Source organism: Streptomyces sp. NPDC053432 (genome assembly GCF_055585365.1).
Genome location: NZ_JBVJKF010000005.1, coordinates 58,915 through 77,108 on the forward strand (window position 1 = coordinate 58,915; position 18,194 = coordinate 77,108).

Below are 18,194 nucleotides of genomic sequence, written 5' to 3' on the forward strand. Positions count from 1 at the left end.
GGCGAAACCAGTACCGGGCTTCCCCAGCGCCGCACTGGGCATGCGTTCGCGCACACTCCTCGCCGATCGGACAGCCGTCCGCCCCAAACCCCCCGGGGCGTACGGCAACCCGATCCGGGCGGCCGTCCCGGAACCACCCCCCCTGTTCCGGGACGGCCGGCCATCCTCCCCGCGCTCTGCGCCGGCCTCCTCGGCCTCTTCGCCCTGATCACCTGGCAAGTCCTCGTGTCGGGCCCGCTGCTGATCCCCGATCACGCGCTCAGCCGCGCCCTGGTGCGCACCCTGCCGGACTCCCTCACCGAGCGCCTCGCGGACCTCGGCAACATCCCGGTCGCCGTGCCCGTCCTCGCCCTGGCCATGGTCCACGCGGCCCGGCACGGCCGGCGCCTCGCCGCGGGCGCCGCGGGTCTGGCGATGGCCCTGGTCCCGGCCCTGGTCATCCCGCTGAAGGAGTGGACCGCCCGGCCGGGCCCGCTGGAGCCCTGGGCCGCCGGCTACTACCCCTCCGGACACACCGCCACCGCCGCCGTCGCCTACTTCGGGGCGGCCCTGCTGCTGCGCCCCCACACCCGCCGGGCATGGCCGACGGCCGTCGCCCTCGTGCTCACGGGGGCGACGGCCGTCGGTCTCGTCGTACGGGGCTGGCACTGGCCGCTGGACGTGGCGGCCAGTCTGCTGATGTGCGCGCCCCTGCTGCTCGGCGTGCGGTGGGTCAGCCGGCAGCGCCCGGGAAGTATCCGTCGAAGTTCCGGCTGAACTCCCCGCCCCCGAAGCGGTCCCAGTTGACCGACCAGGTCATCAGGCCGCGCAGGGCGGGCCAGGTGCCGTGGGTCTGGTAGCCGCCGCAGTTCGTCTTCTTCGTCAGGCAGTCCAGGGCCTTGTTCACCTCGGCGGGCGGGGTGTGGCCGTTGCCCGCGTTCGGCGTGGCGGGCAGGCCGATGGCGACCTGGTCCGGGCGCAGCGGCGGGAACACGCGGGCGGAGTTGCCGGCCACCGGGAAGCCGGTGAGCAGCATGTCGGTCATGGCGATGTGGAAGTCCGCGCCGCCCATGGAGTGGTACTGGTTGTCCAGGCCCGTGATCGGGCCCGAGTTGTAGTCCTGGACGTGCAGCAGGGTGAGGTCGTCGCGCAGGGCGTGGATGACCGGCAGGTACGCGCCGGCCCGCGGGTCCTGGCCGCCCCAGGGGCCGGAGCCGTAGTACTGGTAGCCCAGTTGGACGAAGAAGGTCTCGGGGGCCATGGTCAGGACGAAGCCGGGGCCGTACCTGGCCTTCAGGGTCTTCACTGCCGAGATCAGGTTGACGATGCCGGGCGTGGTGGGGGCCCTGAAGTCGGTGTCCCCGGCGGCCAGGGAGAGCGAGTGGCCCTCGAAGTCGATGTCGAGGCCGTCGAGGCCGTACTCGTCGATGATCTTCCCGACGGAGGAGACGAAGGTGTCGCGGGCGGCGGTGGTCCCGAGCTGGACCTGGCCGTTCTGGCCGCCGATGGATATCAGCACCTTCTTGCCCGCCGCCTGCTTGGCCTTGATCGCCGCCTTGAACTCGGCCTCGGACTCCACGTTCGGGCATTCGGTGACCGGGCAGAGGCGGAAGCGGATGTCGCCGGAGGTCACCGAGGTGGGTTCACCGAAGGCGAGGTCGATGACGTCCCAGGAGTCGGGCACGTCGGCCATCCGGACGTAGCCGGAGCCGTTGGCGAAGCTCGCGTGCAGGTAGCCGACGAGGGCGTGCGCGGGAAGGCCGCCACCGCCGCCACCGCCGCCGCTCGTGGTGGTCGCGGAGACGGGGGCGCTCCTGGGGGACTCGCCCGCCGCGTTCACCGCGGTGACCTGGAAGGTGTACGTGGTGGAGGCCGCGAGGCCGGTGACCGACGCCGAGGCGGTGGTGACGGAGAGGGGCACGGCGCCGTCGCGGTGGACGGTGTACGAGGTGGCCCCGGACACCGCCGTCCAGGACAGGGAGATCGCGCTGGAGGAGGTGGCGGAGGCGGTCAGGCCGGTGGGGGCGGCCGGGGGGCGGGGCTGGCCGGTGCCGCCCGGGTCGGGTCCGACGAGGGTGACGTCGTCGGTGACGTGGGCGGGCTGGCCGTACCAGCCGTGCGTGTAGACCGTCACGGAGGTGGTCGACGGTCCGGTGCGGAAACTCGTCGTGAGCTGCTTCCAGGCGCCCGGCGTCTGCGCCCAGGTGGAGACGTCGGTGGTGCCGGTGCCGGTGGCACCGAGGTAGACGTACGCGCCCTGCACCCAGGCGGCCAGCGTGTACGCCGAGTCGGGCTTGACGGTGACGGTCTGGGAGCAGCGGGCGTTGTCCTGGCCGGCCGGGGTGGCCCGGAGGGACGAGCTCCCGGCGTGGACGGGTGTGGTGACGACGGATCCGCTGCCGGCCGAGCAGCTCCAGCCGTCGAGGCCGGCCTCGAAGCCGCCGTTGCGGATCAGGTCGGCGTCGGCCGCCGCCGCGGGCGGACCCGCGGCGAGGAATCCGGCCACGGCGAGCGCGGCGGCACCGAGGAAGGACATGGCTCTGCGCACAACTGCCTCCGGGACGTGGGGGGATGGAGGGGGTCAGCGGCGCCCAACATGGTCCAGACCAATGCCCTTGTCAAGACGTCCGATCCTCCTTCGCCAGCACGCGTGCGGCGGCCTCGTGCATCGCGAGCTCCAGCACCGCCGGGTCGGTGAGGCTCCCCCCACCGTCCGGGAGCACCAGCCAGCGCACCCCGCCCGTGGCCCGGCCCGGGTACGGGACCACGATCCAGGTCCCGCGCCCGGCGCCCCGTACGCCCGTACCGAGCCAGTGGGAGGACGTGCCCGGGGGCACGAAGAAGCCCAGCCGCGAGCCGCCGAAATCGGCGAGCACCGGGCCGGGCCGGCCGGGGAGCGTCCTCAGTACGTCGAGGGTGGCCCGCCCGAGCTCCCCGGGCAGGATCAGCACGTCCCAGCGCCGGCCGGCGGGCAGCAGCGCCACCCCGAGCGGGTTGCGCTCCCACGCGAACCGGCAGGCCTCCGGATCGGGCGCCGCCGACGCCAGCCATTCCACCGCCGTCTTGGTCTCCGGGATCGTCATCGCCCGGCCTCCGTTCCCTGTTGGTGAGGTCCTCACCTGGGGAGAGCGGGGCCGGGCGCGACTATGACGCGGGTTCGGGCACCCCATGGCGGTGAACCGGGTCACAGGGCGAAGGGGCCGTGTGCCGGGGTCGTACGCCCGGGTTCGTACGCCGGGTTCGTACGCCGGGTTCGCGTGCCGGGTTCGCGTGCCGGGGGCGGTGCGCCCGGGCGTACGCGCGGTCTCAGCTGTCGAAGCCGAGCCCGAAGCGGTCCAGCGTCCGCAGCCAGAGGTTGCGCCGCCCGCCCCGGGCGTCCGCGCGGGCCAGCGACCACTTGGTGAGGGTGATCCCGGTCCAGGCGAAGGGCTCGGGCGGGAACGGCATGGGCTTCGAGCGGACCATCTGCAGCCGGGTACGCTCCGTGCTCACGCCGTCCAGCAGGTCCAGCATCACGTCCGCGCCGAAGCGGGTGGCGCCCACCCCGAGCCCGGTGTAGCCGGCGGCGTAGGCCACCTTTCCGGAGTGCGCGGTGCCGAAGAAGGCGGAGAAGCGCGAGCAGGTGTCGATCGCGCCGCCCCAGGCGTGGCTGAACTTCACCCCCTCCAGCTGCGGGAACGCCGTGAAGAAGTGCTCCGCGAGCTTGAGGTAGGTCTCGGGGCGGTGGTCGTACTCGGAGTCGAGCTTCCCCCGGTAGGGGTAGATCGCGTCGTAGCCGCCCCACAGGATCCGGTTGTCCCGGGTGATCCGGAAGTAGTGGAACTGGTTGGCGCTGTCGCCGAGGCCCTGCCGGTTCTTCCAGCCGACGGATGCCAGCTGCTCCTCGGTCAGCGGCTCGGTCATCAGCGCGTAGTCGTAGACCGGGACGGTGAACGGGCGGATCCGCTTGACCAGCGACGGGAAGATGTTGGTGCCCAGGGCGACCCGGCGCGCGAGGATCGTGCCGTAGGGGGTCTGGACGGTCATCCCCTTGCCGGCCGAGGCCATCTTCAGGCCGCGGGTGTTCTCGTAGATCCGTACGCCGAGGTCCAGGCAGGCCTGCTTGAGGCCCCAGGCGAGCTTCGCCGGGTTGAGCATCGCGACGCCGTCGCGGTCCCAGACGCCCGCGAGGAACGTCGGGGAGTTCACCTGCTCGCGCACCGCGTCCTGGTCGAGGAACTCCGAGCTGCCGGCCAGACCGGCCGCCTCGGCCTCCCGGTGGAGCTCCTTCAGCTCCTCGACCTGGTGCGGCTCGGTGGCCACGTCGATCTCGCCGGTGCGCTCGAAGTCGCAGTCGATGCCGTAGCGGGCGACCGCCTCCTCGATGGCGTCGAGGTTGCGGGCGCCCATCTCCTCCAGCCTGGCGAGCTCGCCGGGCCAGCGGGCCAGCCCGTTGGCGAGTCCGTGGGTGAGCGAGGCCGCGCAGAAACCGCCGTTGCGCCCGGAGGCGGCCCAGCCCGCCTCCTTGCTCTCGATCAGGACGACGTCCCGCTCCGGGTCCCGCTCCTTGGCGAGCAGCGCGGTCCACAGGCCGCTGTAGCCGCCGCCGACGACGAGCAGGTCGCACCGCTCGTCGGAGGTGAGCGCCGGCTGCGGGGCGGGCCTGCCGGGATCGTCCAGCCAGTACGAGACCGGCTTCGCTTCGGAAAGGGATTTCGCAACACTACGCATGGCGACTGGGGCCATGTCTTCCAACTCCCTACAGGGTGTTACTTGGGCTGTGCCTTCTTGCGGCGGTTGCCGACCATCTGGCCGGCGAGGACCACCAGCACCGCGATGACGAACATCGCCGTACCGATGACGTTGATCTGTACAGGCGTACCGCGCTGGGCCGATCCCCACACGAACATGGGGAAGGTGACGGTGTTGCCCGAGTTGAAATTGGTGATGATGAAGTCGTCGAACGAGAGCGCGAAGGAGAGCAGCGCGCCCGCCGCGATGCCGGGTGCCGCGATCGGCAGGGTGACCCGTACGAAGGTCTGCACCGGGCCCGCGTAGAGGTCGCGGGCGGCCTCCTCCAGGCGCGGGTCCATGGACAGCACGCGCGCCTTGACGGCGGCGACGACGAAGCTGAGGCAGAACATGATGTGGGCGATCAGGATCGTCCAGAAGCCCAGCTCGATGCCCATGTTCAGGAAGAGCGCGAGCAGCGAGGCCGCCATCACGATCTCCGGCATGGCCATGGGCAGGAAGATCAGCGAGTTGACCGCGCCGCGCGCCTTGAAGCGGTAGCGCACCATCGCGAAGGCGATCGCGGTGCCCAGTGCGGTCGCCGCGATCGTGGACCACAGGGCGATCTGGAGCGAGAGCGAGAGCGAGCCGCACATGTCGGCGACCCCGCACGGGTCCTTCCAGGCGTCGAGCGAGAACTCCTGCCAGGAGTAGTTGAACCGCCCGGTGGGGTTGTTGAAGGAGAAGACGGTGACGACGACGTTCGGCAGGATCAGGTAGGCGAGCGTGCCCAGACCTGCGATGACGACGAGGTTGCGCCGCAGCCAGACGAGTGGATTGCGCATCAGACCAGGTCCTCCGTCCCCGCCCGGCGGATGTAGATGGTGACCATGACCAGCACGATGGCCATGAGGATGAAGGACAGCGCGGCCGCCGTGGGGTAGTCGAGGATCCGCAGGTACTGCGACTGGATGACGTTGCCGATCATGCGGGTGTCCGTGGAGCCGAGCAGTTCGGCGTTCACGTAGTCGCCGCTCGCCGGGATGAAGGTGAGCAGCGTCCCGGAGACCACGCCCGGCATGGAGAGCGGGAAGGTCACCTTGCGGAACACCGTGGCCGGCTTCGCGTACAGGTCCCCGGCCGCCTCGTGGAGGCGGGTGTCGATGCGCTCCAGTGAGGAGTACAGCGGCAGGATCATGAAGGGGAGGAAGTTGTACGTCAGACCGCAGACGACCGCGAGCGGCGTGGCCAGCACCCGGTCGCCCTCGGTCATGCCGAGCCAGCTCGTGACGTCGAGGAAGCCGATCTTGTTGAGGACGCCGACCACCGGGCCGCCGTCGGCCAGGATCGTCTTCCAGGCCAGCGTGCGGATCAGGAAGCTGGTGAAGAACGGGGCGATGACCAGGACCAGCAGCAGGTTGCGCCAGCGGCCCGCCCTGAAGGCGATCAGGTAGGCCAGCGGGTACCCGAGCAGCAGGCACAGCACGGTCGCCGTGCCGGCGTAGGCCAGGGAGCGCAGGAACTGCGGGTAGTACTCGGTGAAGGCGTCCCAGTAGGTCTGGAAGTGCCAGGTGACCTTGAAGCCCTCTTCCAGGGAGCCCGTCTGCACCGAGGTCGAGGCCTGGTAGACCATCGGCAGGACGAAGAAGACCAGCAGCCACAGGATGCCCGGGAGCAGGAGCCAGTACGGGACCAGCCGCTTGCGCACCGACGGCTTGTGCACCGGGGGCTCGGCCGGGGCGGGCGCCTTGGGCGGCGCGGCAGTGGCGGTCACGCGCTCTCCTCGACGGTCTCGATGCCGGCGTCGATGTCCTGGTCGGCGTCCAGGCCGAAGGTGTGCTCCGGGTTCCAGTGCAGGACGACCTCGGCGCCGGGCACCAGGCGTGCGTCCCGCTCGATGTTCTGGACGTAGACCTCCAGGTCGGGACAGACCTGGCTGTCGATCACGTACTGCGTGGAGACGCCGATGAAGGAGCCGGCGGCGATCCGGCCGGCGATCTTGTTGCGGCCGGCGGCTATGGAGTGTTCCTCGTCGGCGTGGACCAGGGAGATCTTCTCCGGGCGGACTCCGACCAGCAGCTTTCCGCCAGCGCGCGGGGTGGTCGCGCAGCGGGCGGCGGGCATGCGCAGCTTCGTACCGGAGGCCGAGACGGCTATCTCGGATCCGGTGGACTCCACGGAGGCCTCGATGAGGTTGGAGGTGCCGAGGAAGTTGGCGACGAAGGTGGTGCCCGGGTTCTCGTAGAGCTCGGCGGGGGCACCCATCTGCTCGACACGGCCGCCGTTCATCACCGCCACGGTGTCGGCCATGGTCATGGCCTCCTCCTGGTCGTGCGTGACGTGCACGAAGGTGATGCCGACCTCGGTCTGGATCCGCTTGAGCTCCAGCTGCATCTGGCGGCGCAGCTTGAGGTCGAGGGCGCCGAGCGGCTCGTCCAGGAGGAGCACCTGCGGGTGGTTGATCAGGGCGCGCGCGACGGCGACGCGCTGCTGCTGGCCGCCGGAGAGCTGGTGCGGCTTCTTGCGGGCGTGCTCGCCGAGCTGGACCAGGTCGATCATCTCGTCGACCTGCTTCTTGACCGACTTGATGCCGCGGCGGCGCAGGCCGAACGCGATGTTCTCGAAGATGTCCATGTGCGGGAAGAGCGCGTAGCTCTGGAAGACCGTGTTCACCGGGCGCTTGTAGGGCGGCAGGTCCGTGACCTCGCGGTCGCCGAGGTGGACGGTGCCGGTGGAGGGGTCCTCCAGGCCGGCGATCATGCGCAGGGTGGTCGTCTTGCCGCAGCCCGAGGCGCCGAGCAGGGCGAAGAAGGAGCCCTGGGGGATGGTGAGGTCCAGCGGCTGCACGGCCGTGAAGGAGCCGTAGTGCTTGCTGATCCCGGAGAGGCGGACGTCGCCGCCTTCGGTCTTGTCAGTCATGGAGGGGTCCCGGGGTGGTGTGGTCGAGGGGGGCGGAGGCGGGCCCGGCCGTCGAAGGGGCTCGGGATGCCGGGCGCCTAGGCGCCGATGAGCTTGGCGAACTTCTCTTCGTACGCGGTCTCTTCCTCACTGGTGAGGGAGCGGAAGGCGTGCGCCTTGGCGGCCATCGCCTTGTCCGGGACGATCAGGGTGTTGTCCGCCAGCGCGGGATCGATCTTGGCCAGCTCGTCCTTGACGCCCTCGACCGGGCAGACGTAGCTGATGAAGGCGGCCAGCTGGGCCGCGACCTCGGGCTCGTAGTAGTAGTCGATGAGCTTCTCCGCGTTGCCTTTGTGCCTGGCCTTCGCGGGGACCAGGAGGTTGTCGCTGGAGGTGATGTATCCGGGGGCCGGGATCGCGTACTGGATGTCCGGGTTGCCGGCCTGGAGCTGGATGACGTCGCCCGCCCAGGCGAGGCAGGCCGCGAGGTCCCCCTTGTCGAGGTCCGCGGTGTAGTCGTTGCCCGTGAAGCGGCGTATCTGCTTGGTGTCGACGCCCTTCTGGAGGCGTCCGACGGCGGCGTCGAAGTCCGCGTCGGTGAAGTTCGCCGGGTCCTTGCCCAGGTCGAGCAGGGTCATGCCGACGGAGTCGCGCATCTCCGTGAGGAAGCCGACGCGGCCCTTGAGCGTGGGGTCGTCCAGCAGCTGGGTGACGGAGTCGACCTTCTTCCCGCCGGTGGCCTTCGTGTTGTAGGCGATGACGGTGTCGATGCCGGTCCACGGGTAGCTGTGCGCGCGGCCCGGGTCCCAGTCGGGGTTGCGGAACTGCGGGATCAGGTTGGCGTAGGCGTGGGGCAGGTTGGACGGGTCGAGCTTCTGGGCCCAGCCCAGGCGGATGATGCGCGCGGCGAGCCAGTCGGTGACGACGATCAGGTCGCGGCCGGTGTCCTGGCCGGCCGCGAGCTGCGGTTTGATCTTGCCGAAGAACTCGACGTTGTCGTTGATGTCCTCGGTGTACTTGACCTTGATCCCGGTCCGTTTGGTGAACTCTTCGAGGGTCGGACGGGACCTCTCGTCGTCGCTGGTGTCCATGTACTCGGTCCAGTTGGAGAAGTTGATCTCCTTCTCCTGGGCCGAGTGGTCGTCGGACGCCGCTGCGGCGTCCCCCTCGCGCTTGGCGGGCGGGATACCGCAGCCGGCGAGGGTGGACAGACCGCCGAGGGTGAGCGCACCGACGCCGGAGGCGCGCAGCAGCGAGCGGCGGGTGAGGGCGCCGCGCCCGCTGGTGAGGCTGCGACGCATCGCGGCGAGTTGCGCCTCCGAGAGGCGGTCGGGCTCGAACTGCTCCATGCTCAGTGCCCTTTCGGGAGGTGTACCGCTGGTCAGGCGGTGGGCCCACGCGGCGGTAGCCGCAAATGGTTACGGACGGTCCCCGAAGATCGTGCGGTGCCAGTCCTTCGCGGCCACCGCGGTGTTGTCGAACATCACGTGCTTGACCTGCGTGTACTCCTCGAAGGAGTAGACGGACATGTCCTTTCCGAATCCACTGGCCTTGTAGCCGCCGTGGGGCATCTCGCTGATGATCGGAATGTGGTCGTTGACCCAGACGCAGCCGGCCTGGATCTCCCGGGTGGCCCGGTTCGCCCGGTAGAGGTCGCGGCTCCAGGCGGAGGCGGCGAGCCCGTACGGGGTGTCGTTGGCCAGGGCGATGCCCTCGTCGTCGGTGTCGAAGGGCAGTACGACGAGGACCGGGCCGAAGATCTCGGACTGGACGACCTCGCTGTCCTGCGCGGCCCCGGTGATCAGGGTGGGCCGGTAGTACGCGCCCTCGGCCAGCTCCCCGCCGGGTACCTCACCTCCCGTGACGACGGTGGCGTAACCGCGTGCGCGCTCGACGAAAGCGGCGACGCGGTCGCGCTGGGCGTGGGAGACCAGCGGCCCGAGGTCGGTGGTGGCGGCGAAGGGGTCTCCGAGGCGGACGGTCTCCATCAGCTCGGCGACGCGGGCGACGAAGGCGTCGTGCAGCGGCCGCTGCACGTAGGCACGGGTGGCTGCCGTGCAGTCCTGGCCGGTATTGATGAGGGAGGCGGCGACGGCGCCGTTGGCGGCGGCCTCCACGTCCGCGTCGTCGAAGACCACGAAGGGCGCCTTGCCGCCGAGCTCCAGGTGGATCCGCTTGACGGTGGCGGTGGCCACCTCGGCGACCCGCTTGCCGACCGCGGTGGAGCCGGTGAAGGAGGTCATGACGACGTCCGGGTGGCCGACCAGGTGCTCGCCGGCCGTGCGGCCGGCGCCCGTGACGATGTTGATCACGCCGTCGGGCAGGCCCGCCTCCTTGGCCGCCTGGGCGAACATCAGGGAGGTCAGCGGGGTGAGCTCGGCCGGCTTGAGGACGATGGTGTTGCCCGCGGCGATCGCCGGGAGGATCTTCCAGGCGGCCATCTGCAGCGGATAGTTCCAGGGCGCGATGGAGCCGACGACCCCGATGGCCTCGCGGCGCACGTAGGAGGTGTGGTCGCCCGAGTACTCGCCCGCCGCCTGCCCCTGGAGGTGACGGGCGGCGCCCGCGAAGAAGGCGGTGTTGTCGATGGTCCCCGGCACGTCGAACTCCGTGGACAGCCTGATCGGCTTGCCGCACTGGAGGGACTCGGCGTAGGCGAAGTCCCCGGCCTGCTCGGCCAGTACGGCCGCCAGCCGGTGCAGCGCGTCCGAGCGCTCGCCGGGGGTGGCGCCGGACCAGGCCGGGAAGGCCCGCTTGGCGGCGGCGACGGCCTCGTCGACGTCCGCGGTGCTCGCCAGCTCGTAGGTGAGGACCTCGTCGCCCGTCGCGGGATCGATCACCGTGTGTGACTCGCCGGAGGTACCGGCCCTCAGCTGTCCGTCGATGTACTGCGCGCCGTCTGCGAAGCGGTCCTTGACCTGGAAGCGGTTGCCCATCACGCTCTCACGCTCTCCGTAGCTACAGTTCGAGCTAGAGCTCGAATTGAGTGCCGATCCTGACAGAGGAGAACCACTCGGCCAAGTGATTCCGCTGTTGCCTTTTGATTACGCGACGAAATCGGTCGACCAAGTGTCGAGGCACGCCCGAAATCCCGTACGAAGTGTCAGTGGCGACTGTCAGACTCGCGTGCATGGAGATGATCGAGAAGCTGACGGAGCAGGTCAGCCGTGGTGAGCGGGTCAAGTTCCTGCCGTTCTGGGGACACCGGCCGAGGCCCGACGGAAGCCTCGGACCGAGCTGCCTGAGCCAGTGGTGGCCATCCGAATTCACTGTGGGTGACGTCCGCTACGACACGGCGGAGCACTGGATGATGGCCGCGAAGGCCCGGCTGTTCGGGGACGCGGAAGCGGAGCGCGCGGCCCTGGAGGCGCCGACCCCGGCCGAGGCGAAGAAGGCCGGGCGGCTCGTGCGCGGCTTCGACGACGCGATATGGGAGCGCGAGCGGTACGGGATCGTGGTGGAGGGCAGCCTGCACAAGTTCTCCTCCGCGCCGGAGCTGACCGCGTACCTGCTGGGCACGGGCGACCGGGTGCTCGTCGAGGCCAGCCCGCTGGACCGGATCTGGGGCATCGGGCTCGCGGCCGACGACGAGCGCGCGCTGGACCCCGCCCGCTGGCGGGGGCTGAACCTGCTGGGGTTCGCCCTGATGGAGGCCCGCGAGCGGCTCCGGCGGGGAGAGGTACCGGGCGAGGAGCCGGGCGGGGCCCGGGGCACGGTGTGACGGCCCGGCGCCGGGTCGCCGCCGTGATCATCCGGGACGGCTGCGTGCTGATGGTGCGCGAGCGCGGCCAGGGCCCGTCCGGGCGGCACGACGGGCCGGAGTACTGGACCCTCCCGGGCGGCGGCCTGGAGCCCGGCGAGGAGCCGGAGGCGGCGGTCCGGCGGGAGGTGGCCGAGGAGGTGGGGCTGCGCGCACTCGCCGTGCGGTTCGCGTACGAGGCCCCCTACCCGTCGGGGTGGACCTCCTGCTTCCGCGTGGAGGTGGCGCCCGGCGAGCCGGTGCTCGGGGTCGACGCGGACCTGGAGTGCGACTGCCCGCGGATGGTGGGGCTGATCTGGGTCCCGCTGTCGCGCGGCACGGACGGGGAGTCGGTCATGGTGCCGACGCTGCTCAGTAATTGCGTGGTGGATCCCGGCCCCGCCGCCTAACGTGATGCTCGTCCAGGTGCGAAGGCGAGACCTACTTCGACTCATGATCGGGCGGCCGCGGGTTCGAGTCCCGTCACCGGCTTCGGCCGGTGTAGCTCAGCTGGTGGAGCACCTTGTGGTTTCGCCGCCTTCGATCTCTGGACACCTACGCACCTCCCGGTGCGCGGGCTGCGGCTCCTTCTTTCGCAGAGATCCCAAGCCGCCGCCACCCTGATCTCGGGAGGCACCGCGTGGGGGATGCCCGGTGCGCAGGCGACGGCTACTTCCGGATCAACGGGTCGCGGGTTCGAATCCCGCCCGGCCACGGCCGGTAGCTCAGTTCGGTAGAGCAGTCGACAACAGTCCGTCGCCGACCTCGATCTCGGGCATCCCCCATGTCACGCCTCCCCCGCTTTCCTTGCTTCCTTTGAATTCGGGGGGATTCACCATGGCTCGTTTCAACCTGCGCGCGTTCAGGGCGGCGCCCGCCGCGCCCGCCGCCCCCGCTTCGCCCGTACGCTCGGCCGGCCGCGCCCGCACCGCACAGGGCGGCCCCGGGTACGAACGCGACCCGCGCTCCGAGCTGTTCCTGCTCGCCGTCGCCAACTTCGTGACGCAGCGGACCTTCTACGAGAGCGGTCCGGACCGCGACGACCGCTTCGCCGCGCTCGTGCGCCGGTTCGCCGTGGAGGACCCCGCGTGGACCGCCGGCCTGCTGCGCTGGCTCCGCGGGGACGCGCAGATGCGGACGGCTTCGCTCGTCGGCGCCGCCGAGTACGTCAAGGCGCGCCTCGACGCGGGCGCCACCGACGGGCCCTCGAACCGCCAGGTGGTGGACTCCGTGCTGCAGCGCCCGGACGAGCCCGGCGAGCTGCTCGCCTACTGGACGGCCACGCACGGGCGCAACGTGCCCAAGCCCGTCAAGCGCGGCGTCGCCGACGCCGTGCGCCGCCTCTACTCGGCCGGCTCCCTCCTGAAGTACGACACGCCCTCCAAGGCGTACCGCTTCGGTGACGTCCTCAACCTCGTGCACGCCTCCCCCGACCCGGCCAAGCCCTGGCAGGGAGAGCTGTTCCGGCACGCCCTCGACCGCCGGCACAGCCCCGAGGACGCGCGGATCCCGGACGGCAACCGCACCCTCGCCGCCCACCGCGCGCTGATGGAACTGCCCGTCCCGGAGCGGCGCGGTGTGGTCCTCGCCCCGGACGGCGCCGAGCGCCTGGCGCAGGCGGGCATGACCTGGGAGTCCCTCGCGGGGTGGCTGCAGGGGCCGATGGACGCGGCCGCCTGGGAGGCGGTCATCCCCTCCATGGGCGCGATGGCGCTGCTGCGCAACCTGCGCAACTTCGACCAGGCCGGGGTCTCGGACGAGGTGGCCGCACAGGTCGCGGCGAAGATCTCCGACCCGGAGGTCGTCGCCCGGTCCCGGCAGTTCCCCTTCCGCTACCTGGCCGCCTACCAGCACGCGCCCTCGCTGCGCTGGGCGTACCCGCTGGAGCGGGCGCTCGGGCACTCGCTGGCCAACGTACCGGCGCTGCCCGGACGGACGCTGGTGCTCGTCGACCGGTCCGGGTCGATGTGGAGCCCGCTCTCGGACCGCTCCCAGCTCAACCGGGCGGACGCCGCGGCCGTCTTCGGCGCGGCGCTGGCGCTGCGGGCAGAGAGGGCGAACCTGGTGCAGTTCGGCACCACGAGCCAGGCCGTTTCCTTCACCCGGGGCGAGTCCGTGCTGAAGGTGCTGGAGCGCTTCGGGGACCTCGGCGGCACCAACACCGTCCGGGCCGTGAAGGAGCACTACCGGGGCCATGACCGGGTCCTGATCGTCACCGACGAGCAGGCCGCGGCGTACGCCTACGGCGGCGACCCGACGCAGGAGGTACCGGACACGGTCCCGGTGTACACCTGGAACCTGGCCGGGTACCGGGTGGGCCACGCGCCCTCCGGTTCCGCGAACCGGCACGTCTTCGGCGGGCTCACCGACGCGGCGTTCCGCATGGTGTCCCTGATCGAGGCCGGCCAGGACGCCGACTGGCCCTGGGCCTGAGCGGCGAGGCCGGCCGGGGCGGAGCTGCGGTCAGATCCGCTCGCGGTCCTGGGAGTTCGAGTACGGGCTGTCGTAGCGGGTGTCGGGGAGCGGGCCCAGGTCCCTGAGCGCGGCTATCCCCAGCACGAGTATCAGCCCGCCGAGCACGATGCCGACGGCACCGAGGATGATGCCGGCCAGCGCCATCCCGCCGTTGTCGGCCTCGCCCCGGTTGGCCTTGCCCCTGCCGAGGGCGCCGAAGACCACGGCCGCGACGCCGACGGCGACGGCGAGGAAGCTGGCGGCGCAGCCCACCGTGGCGAGGATGCCGAGGACGAGGGCGGTGACGCCGAAGCCGTTGCTCTTCGGCGGCCCGTAGGGCTGGTACGCGGCGTAGCCCGGGTAGCCCGCCGGACCGGGGTATCCGGGCTGGCCCGGGTACCCGTACGTCGGCTGGGCGGGGGCCGGACCGGGGTAGGCGTAGCCGTGGGCGTTCGGGTCGGGCTGCGCCGGATAGCCGTACGCGGCGGAAGCGGCCGCCGTGGGCCCGGCCGCGGGAAACGCCCCGGGGACCTCGGCACCCGGCATCCCGATGACCGTGGCCTGGTCGTGCACGGAAGGCGGACCCGCCGCGCCGGACGCTCCCGGCGCCCCGGGTGCGGGGCGCGTGCCGGCCGGCTTGCCCGGTTCCACCCCCGGCCGCTCCGGCGGAGCCCACGGGTCTCGCGGCTCGGGACTGTTCTCGGTCATACGGAGCCCCCCTCTCGTACGGCCATGCTAAGCGCTGCCACCGACGGTCACCGGTCTGCCTACGATGAAGCCCGACCTGCCCGCACCAGCGTCTTCCCCGGAGGCACCCCCATGACCGACCTGCACCCCTTCATCGCGGGGCTGCCCAAGGCGGAACTCCACGTCCACCACGTCGGCTCCGCGTCCCCGCGCATCGTCGCCGAGCTCGCCTCCCGGCACCCCGACTCGAAGGTCCCCACCGACCCCGAGGCGCTCGCCGACTACTTCACCTTCACCGACTTCGCGCACTTCATCGACGTCTACCTGTCGGTCGTGGACCTGATCCGCACGCCCGAGGACGTCCGCCTGCTGACCTTCGAGGTCGCCCGCGACATGGCCCGGCAGAACATCCGTTACGCCGAGCTGACCATCACCCCGTACTCCTCCACCCGCCGCGGCATCGACGCACAGGCCTTCATGGAGGCCATCGAGGACGCCCGCAAGGCGGCCGAGGCCGAACTCGGCGTCGTCCTGCGCTGGTGCTTCGACATCCCCGGCGAGGCCGGCCTGGAGGCCGCCGCCGAGACCGCCCGCCTCGCCGTCGACTTCCGCCCCGAGGGACTGGTCTCCTTCGGCCTCGGCGGCCCCGAGATCGGTGTCCCGCGCCCGCAGTTCAAGCCGTACTTCGACGCCGCCCGCGCCGCCGGCCTGCACAGCGTGCCGCACGCCGGCGAGACCACCGGCCCCGAGACCATCTGGGACTCCATCCGCGAGCTGGGCGCCGAGCGCATCGGCCACGGCACCAGCGCCACCCAGGACCCGGAGCTGCTCGCGTACCTCGCCGAGCACCGCATCGCGCTGGAGGTCTGCCCGACCTCCAACATCGCCACGCGCGCGGTGGCGGACCTCGACCAGCACCCCGTCAAGGAGATGGTCGCGGCGGGCGTGCTCGTCACCATCAACAGCGACGACCCGCCGATGTTCGGCTCGGACCTCAACAACGAGTACGCGGTGGCCGCCCGGCTCCTCGGCCTGGACGAGCGCGGGCTCGCCCAGCTGGCGAAGAACGCCGTCGAGGCCTCGTTCCTGGACGAGGCCGGCAAGGCGGCGCTGAGCGCCGAGATCGACACGTACACCACCGCCTGGCTGGCGCGCTGACGTCCCGTCGACAATGGGCGCATGCGCACCCTTACTGCCGTCGGTCACCGCGGCGATCCCTACCGTGTCCGTGAGAACACCCTGGCCTCGATCCGCTCCGCCTTCGCGCGCGGAGCGGACGCGATCGAGATCGACGTGCGGCTGACCCGCGACGGGGTGCCGGTCCTGCTCCATGACGAAACGCTCCAGCGGCTGTGGGGCCACGACGTGCGCCTGGGCGCCGTCACGGCCCCGCAGTTGCGGGAGCTCACCGGGGGCGGGGTCCCGACCCTGCGCGAAGCGCTGATGGAGGCCGGGGCGGGCCGGCTGATGATCGACCTGCCGGGCGCCACGGCGGAGGCGGTGCGCACCGTCGTGGGCCAGGTCCACGAGTGCGGGGCGCGCGAGCGGACGTACTACTGCGCGGGCCCGAACACCATGCTGGCCGTACGCGCCGCCGATCCGGCCGCGGAGATCGCGCTGACCTGGACCACGCTGTCCCCGCCGCGCCGGGTGCTGATCGACGCCGTGTCCCCGCGCTGGCTCAACTACCGCTTCGGGCTGGTGAGCCGGGAGCTGACGGAGGCGCTGCACCGGGACGGGCTGCTGGTGTCGGCGTGGACGGCCGACACCAAGCGGTCGATGCGCACCCTGATCCGCGCCGGGGTGGACTCCGTCACCACCAACCGCCTGGACGCGCTGGCCTCCGTGCGGGCCGGGCTCGGACGGTGATACGCGCCTTCCGGGACGGGATCCGCGGCGCCGATCCGCGGTGGCAGGACCTGGGCCTGACCGTGCTCGTGCAGCTGGCCGTCACGATGCCGTTCGTCGTGCCCCGCGCGCCCGACCTGCCGCCCGTGACCTGGGGCTCGTACGCGATGACCACGCTCGCCGTGCTCCCGCTGATCTGGCGGCGCCGGGCGCCGGTGACCGTGCTGGCGGCGATCACCCTCATCGGGGGGATCTACAAGGTCACGCTCGACGGGCCGGGGCAGCCGCTGCCGTACGCGGGCCTCATCGCCTTCTACACGGTCGCCCTGCAGTGCACGCCCCGGGTGCGGGCCGCCGTGGGCCTGGCCACCGCGGCCGCGGTCGCCCTGTCGGTGGGCTGGGACACGGGGACGGCGCGGGAGCTGCTGTTCACGCTCTTCGTCTCGGCCGCGGCGTACGCGCTGGGGCGGCTCCAGCACACCCGGCAGGCGTACACCGAGGCCGTCGAAGCCCGCGCCGCCGAGCTGGAGCGGGCCAACCGGATCGAGGCGGAGCAGGCGGCCGCGAACGAGCGGGCCCGGATCGCCCGGGAGATGCACGACATCCTCTCGCACGCGGTCAGCATCATGATCGTGCAGGCGGAGGCGGGGCCGGTGGCCGTCCGAAGGGCCCCGGAGCGGGCCGAGGCGGCCTTCGACGCGATCGCCGAGACCGGACGCGACGCCATGGCGCAGCTGCGCGCGATGCTGGGCGTGCTGCGCACCTCCGAGGCCGCGCCGCGGAGCCCGCAGCCGGGGATCGCCGAGCTGGCGGAGCTGGTGGACCGGGTACGGGCCAGCGGGCTGCGGGTGTCGTACGAGCGGACGGGTGCGGTGCGCGAGCTGCCGGCGGCGCTCGGGGCGACGGTGCACCGGGTGGTGCAGGAGGCGCTGACCAATGTGGTGAAGCACGCCGGGGCCTCGGCGGTGGAGGTGCGTCTGCGGTACGGCGCCGAGGACCTCACCGTGACGGTCGCCGACGACGGCCGGGGGCCCGGCGGCGGCACCTCGCCGGGCGGGCACGGCCTGATCGGCATCCGCGAGCGTGCGGCCGCGCACGGCGGATCCGTGCAGTCCGGTCCGGGGCCGGACGGCGTCGGGTTCGCGCTGAGCGTCGTCCTTGTAACCTCGCCGCAGGAGGTGGGGACTTGACGATCCGTGTGGTGGTCGCCGACGACCAGGAGCTGGTGCGCAGCGGGTTCGCGATGATCCTGGACGTCCAGGAGGACATCGAGGTCGTGGCGGAGGCCGGGGACGGCGCGGCGGCGGTGGAGGCGGTGCGCCGCCTCTCGCCCGACGTGGCACTGCTGGACATCCGGATGCCGGTGCTGGACGGGATCGAGGCGTGCCGGACGATCTCCGCCGAGAGCGCGTGCCGCACGGTGATGCTGACGACCTTCGACTCGGACGAGTACGTGTACGAGGCGCTGCACGCGGGGGCCAGCGGGTTCCTGCTGAAGGACGTACGGCGGGACGACCTGGTGCATGCCGTACGGGTGGTGGCGGCGGGCGAGTCGCTGCTGGCGCCCTCGGTGGCGCGGCGGCTGATCGAGGAGTACACGGCGGTGACGGGGGCGGCGGCCCGGCCGGCCGTCCCCGCGCAGGCCGCGGACCGGCTGGAGGTGCTGACGGCGCGGGAGCGGGAGACGCTGCTGCACCTGGGGCGGGGGCTGTCGAACGCGGAGATCGCGGCGGCTCTGGTGGTGAGCGAGCACACGGTGAAGTCGCACGTGGGCAACGTGCTGGCGAAGCTGGGGCTGCGCGACCGGATCCAGGCGGTGATCTGTGCGTACGAGACGGGGCTGATCGCGGCGGGTACTCCCTCTGGGGAGTGAGGGGAC

Annotated in this window: 17 protein-coding genes; 8 read left to right on the forward strand and 9 right to left on the reverse strand. The window is 71.7% G+C overall.

Annotated elements, in window-relative coordinates:
- The first annotated feature begins 225 nt into the window (after positions 1-225).
- The gene (locus ACZ6Y1_RS10630; protein WP_469625848.1) at positions 226-756 is read left to right on the forward strand and encodes a phosphatase PAP2 family protein; all 531 of its coding nucleotides are present in this window, start codon (positions 226-228) and stop codon (positions 754-756) included.
- Here ACZ6Y1_RS10630 and ACZ6Y1_RS10635 read toward each other — a convergent pair.
- The 8 genes from ACZ6Y1_RS10635 to ACZ6Y1_RS10670 all read right to left on the reverse strand — a co-directional run bounded on the left by ACZ6Y1_RS10635 (position 713) and on the right by ACZ6Y1_RS10670 (position 10,523).
- Positions 713-2,515, reverse strand: coding sequence for a chitinase (locus tag ACZ6Y1_RS10635; RefSeq protein WP_469626580.1), 1,803 nt, complete (start codon positions 2,513-2,515; stop codon positions 713-715). The two genes, ACZ6Y1_RS10630 and ACZ6Y1_RS10635, sit on opposite strands and share 44 nt — an antisense overlap.
- Positions 2,516-2,597: 82 nt before the next feature.
- Positions 2,598-3,062, reverse strand: a complete 465-nt coding sequence (locus ACZ6Y1_RS10640) for a bifunctional DNA primase/polymerase (RefSeq protein ID WP_469625851.1) — start codon at positions 3,060-3,062, stop codon at positions 2,598-2,600.
- A gap of 223 nt (positions 3,063-3,285) precedes the next feature.
- The gene (locus tag ACZ6Y1_RS10645; RefSeq protein WP_469625852.1) at positions 3,286-4,704 is read right to left on the reverse strand and encodes an NAD(P)/FAD-dependent oxidoreductase; all 1,419 of its coding nucleotides are present in this window, start codon (positions 4,702-4,704) and stop codon (positions 3,286-3,288) included.
- 23 nt (positions 4,705-4,727) lie between these two features.
- Positions 4,728-5,534: an ABC transporter permease gene (locus tag ACZ6Y1_RS10650; protein WP_469625855.1), complete on the reverse strand. Its 807-nt coding sequence runs from the start codon at positions 5,532-5,534 to the stop codon at positions 4,728-4,730.
- Positions 5,534-6,463, reverse strand: a complete 930-nt coding sequence (locus tag ACZ6Y1_RS10655; protein ID WP_469625857.1) for an ABC transporter permease — start codon at positions 6,461-6,463, stop codon at positions 5,534-5,536. The genes ACZ6Y1_RS10650 and ACZ6Y1_RS10655 overlap by 1 nt, the downstream gene beginning before the upstream one ends.
- Entirely contained in the window at positions 6,460-7,608 is a 1,149-nt protein-coding gene (locus tag ACZ6Y1_RS10660) for an ABC transporter ATP-binding protein (RefSeq protein WP_469625859.1), read from the reverse strand. Before ACZ6Y1_RS10660 ends, ACZ6Y1_RS10655 begins: the two co-directional genes overlap by 4 nt.
- 77 nt (positions 7,609-7,685) lie before the next feature.
- Positions 7,686-8,936 (reverse strand): polyamine ABC transporter substrate-binding protein, encoded by a 1,251-nt coding sequence (locus ACZ6Y1_RS10665; RefSeq protein WP_469625861.1) that lies wholly within the window; start codon positions 8,934-8,936, stop codon positions 7,686-7,688.
- A 69-nt stretch (positions 8,937-9,005) separates the two neighbouring features.
- Entirely contained in the window at positions 9,006-10,523 is a 1,518-nt protein-coding gene (locus ACZ6Y1_RS10670; RefSeq protein WP_469626582.1) for a gamma-aminobutyraldehyde dehydrogenase, read from the reverse strand.
- 194 nt (positions 10,524-10,717) lie between these two features.
- Between ACZ6Y1_RS10670 and ACZ6Y1_RS10675 the strand changes: the two genes are divergently transcribed.
- The 3 genes from ACZ6Y1_RS10675 (at position 10,718) to ACZ6Y1_RS10685 (ending at position 13,759) form a co-directional block, all read left to right on the forward strand.
- Positions 10,718-11,308, forward strand: coding sequence for an NADAR family protein (locus ACZ6Y1_RS10675; RefSeq protein WP_469625862.1), 591 nt, complete (start codon positions 10,718-10,720; stop codon positions 11,306-11,308).
- Positions 11,305-11,736 carry an NUDIX hydrolase gene (locus ACZ6Y1_RS10680; protein WP_469625866.1) on the forward strand — a complete coding sequence of 144 codons (432 nt, stop codon included), beginning with the start codon at positions 11,305-11,307 and terminating at the stop codon, positions 11,734-11,736. The genes ACZ6Y1_RS10675 and ACZ6Y1_RS10680 overlap by 4 nt, the downstream gene beginning before the upstream one ends.
- 427 nt (positions 11,737-12,163) lie before the next feature.
- Positions 12,164-13,759: a TROVE domain-containing protein gene (locus ACZ6Y1_RS10685; RefSeq protein WP_469625867.1), complete on the forward strand. Its 1,596-nt coding sequence runs from the start codon at positions 12,164-12,166 to the stop codon at positions 13,757-13,759.
- Between the two features lie 30 nt (positions 13,760-13,789).
- Here the strand turns inward: ACZ6Y1_RS10685 and ACZ6Y1_RS10690 are convergent, their stop codons facing one another.
- Positions 13,790-14,488: a DUF4190 domain-containing protein gene (locus tag ACZ6Y1_RS10690; RefSeq protein ID WP_469625870.1), complete on the reverse strand. Its 699-nt coding sequence runs from the start codon at positions 14,486-14,488 to the stop codon at positions 13,790-13,792.
- 111 nt (positions 14,489-14,599) lie between these two features.
- On the opposite strand from ACZ6Y1_RS10690, the gene ACZ6Y1_RS10695 reads away from it, so the two are divergent.
- The 4 genes from ACZ6Y1_RS10695 to ACZ6Y1_RS10710 are packed head-to-tail and all read left to right on the forward strand — an operon-like array spanning position 14,600 to position 18,188.
- Entirely contained in the window at positions 14,600-15,625 is a 1,026-nt protein-coding gene (locus tag ACZ6Y1_RS10695; protein WP_469625872.1) for an adenosine deaminase, read from the forward strand.
- A gap of 21 nt (positions 15,626-15,646) precedes the next feature.
- On the forward strand, positions 15,647-16,336 hold the full coding sequence (locus tag ACZ6Y1_RS10700) for a glycerophosphodiester phosphodiesterase (RefSeq protein ID WP_469625874.1): 690 nt from the start codon (positions 15,647-15,649) through the stop codon (positions 16,334-16,336).
- Positions 16,333-17,505, forward strand: a complete 1,173-nt coding sequence (locus ACZ6Y1_RS10705; protein ID WP_469625878.1) for a sensor histidine kinase — start codon at positions 16,333-16,335, stop codon at positions 17,503-17,505. Before ACZ6Y1_RS10700 ends, ACZ6Y1_RS10705 begins: the two co-directional genes overlap by 4 nt.
- Complete coding sequence (locus ACZ6Y1_RS10710) at positions 17,502-18,188, forward strand: response regulator (RefSeq protein WP_469625880.1); 687 nt, start codon at positions 17,502-17,504, stop codon at positions 18,186-18,188. Before ACZ6Y1_RS10705 ends, ACZ6Y1_RS10710 begins: the two co-directional genes overlap by 4 nt.
- Positions 18,189-18,194: the final 6 nt, after the last annotated feature.

Coding starts and splice junctions, on each gene's coding strand:
- ACZ6Y1_RS10635 (WP_469626580.1), bottom strand. CDS start 2,515: ATGTCCTTCCTCGGTGCCGCCGCGCTCGCCGTGGCCGGATTCCTCGCC.
- ACZ6Y1_RS10640 (WP_469625851.1), bottom strand. CDS start 3,062: ATGACGATCCCGGAGACCAAGACGGCGGTGGAATGGCTGGCGTCGGCG.
- ACZ6Y1_RS10645 (WP_469625852.1), bottom strand. CDS start 4,704: ATGGCCCCAGTCGCCATGCGTAGTGTTGCGAAATCCCTTTCCGAAGCG.
- ACZ6Y1_RS10650 (WP_469625855.1), bottom strand. CDS start 5,534: ATGCGCAATCCACTCGTCTGGCTGCGGCGCAACCTCGTCGTCATCGCA.
- ACZ6Y1_RS10660 (WP_469625859.1), bottom strand. CDS start 7,608: ATGACTGACAAGACCGAAGGCGGCGACGTCCGCCTCTCCGGGATCAGC.
- ACZ6Y1_RS10665 (WP_469625861.1), bottom strand. CDS start 8,936: ATGGAGCAGTTCGAGCCCGACCGCCTCTCGGAGGCGCAACTCGCCGCG.
- ACZ6Y1_RS10670 (WP_469626582.1), bottom strand. CDS start 10,523: ATGGGCAACCGCTTCCAGGTCAAGGACCGCTTCGCAGACGGCGCGCAG.
- ACZ6Y1_RS10675 (WP_469625862.1), top strand. CDS start 10,718: ATGGAGATGATCGAGAAGCTGACGGAGCAGGTCAGCCGTGGTGAGCGG.
- ACZ6Y1_RS10685 (WP_469625867.1), top strand. CDS start 12,164: ATGGCTCGTTTCAACCTGCGCGCGTTCAGGGCGGCGCCCGCCGCGCCC.
- ACZ6Y1_RS10690 (WP_469625870.1), bottom strand. CDS start 14,488: ATGACCGAGAACAGTCCCGAGCCGCGAGACCCGTGGGCTCCGCCGGAG.
- ACZ6Y1_RS10695 (WP_469625872.1), top strand. CDS start 14,600: ATGACCGACCTGCACCCCTTCATCGCGGGGCTGCCCAAGGCGGAACTC.
- ACZ6Y1_RS10700 (WP_469625874.1), top strand. CDS start 15,647: ATGCGCACCCTTACTGCCGTCGGTCACCGCGGCGATCCCTACCGTGTC.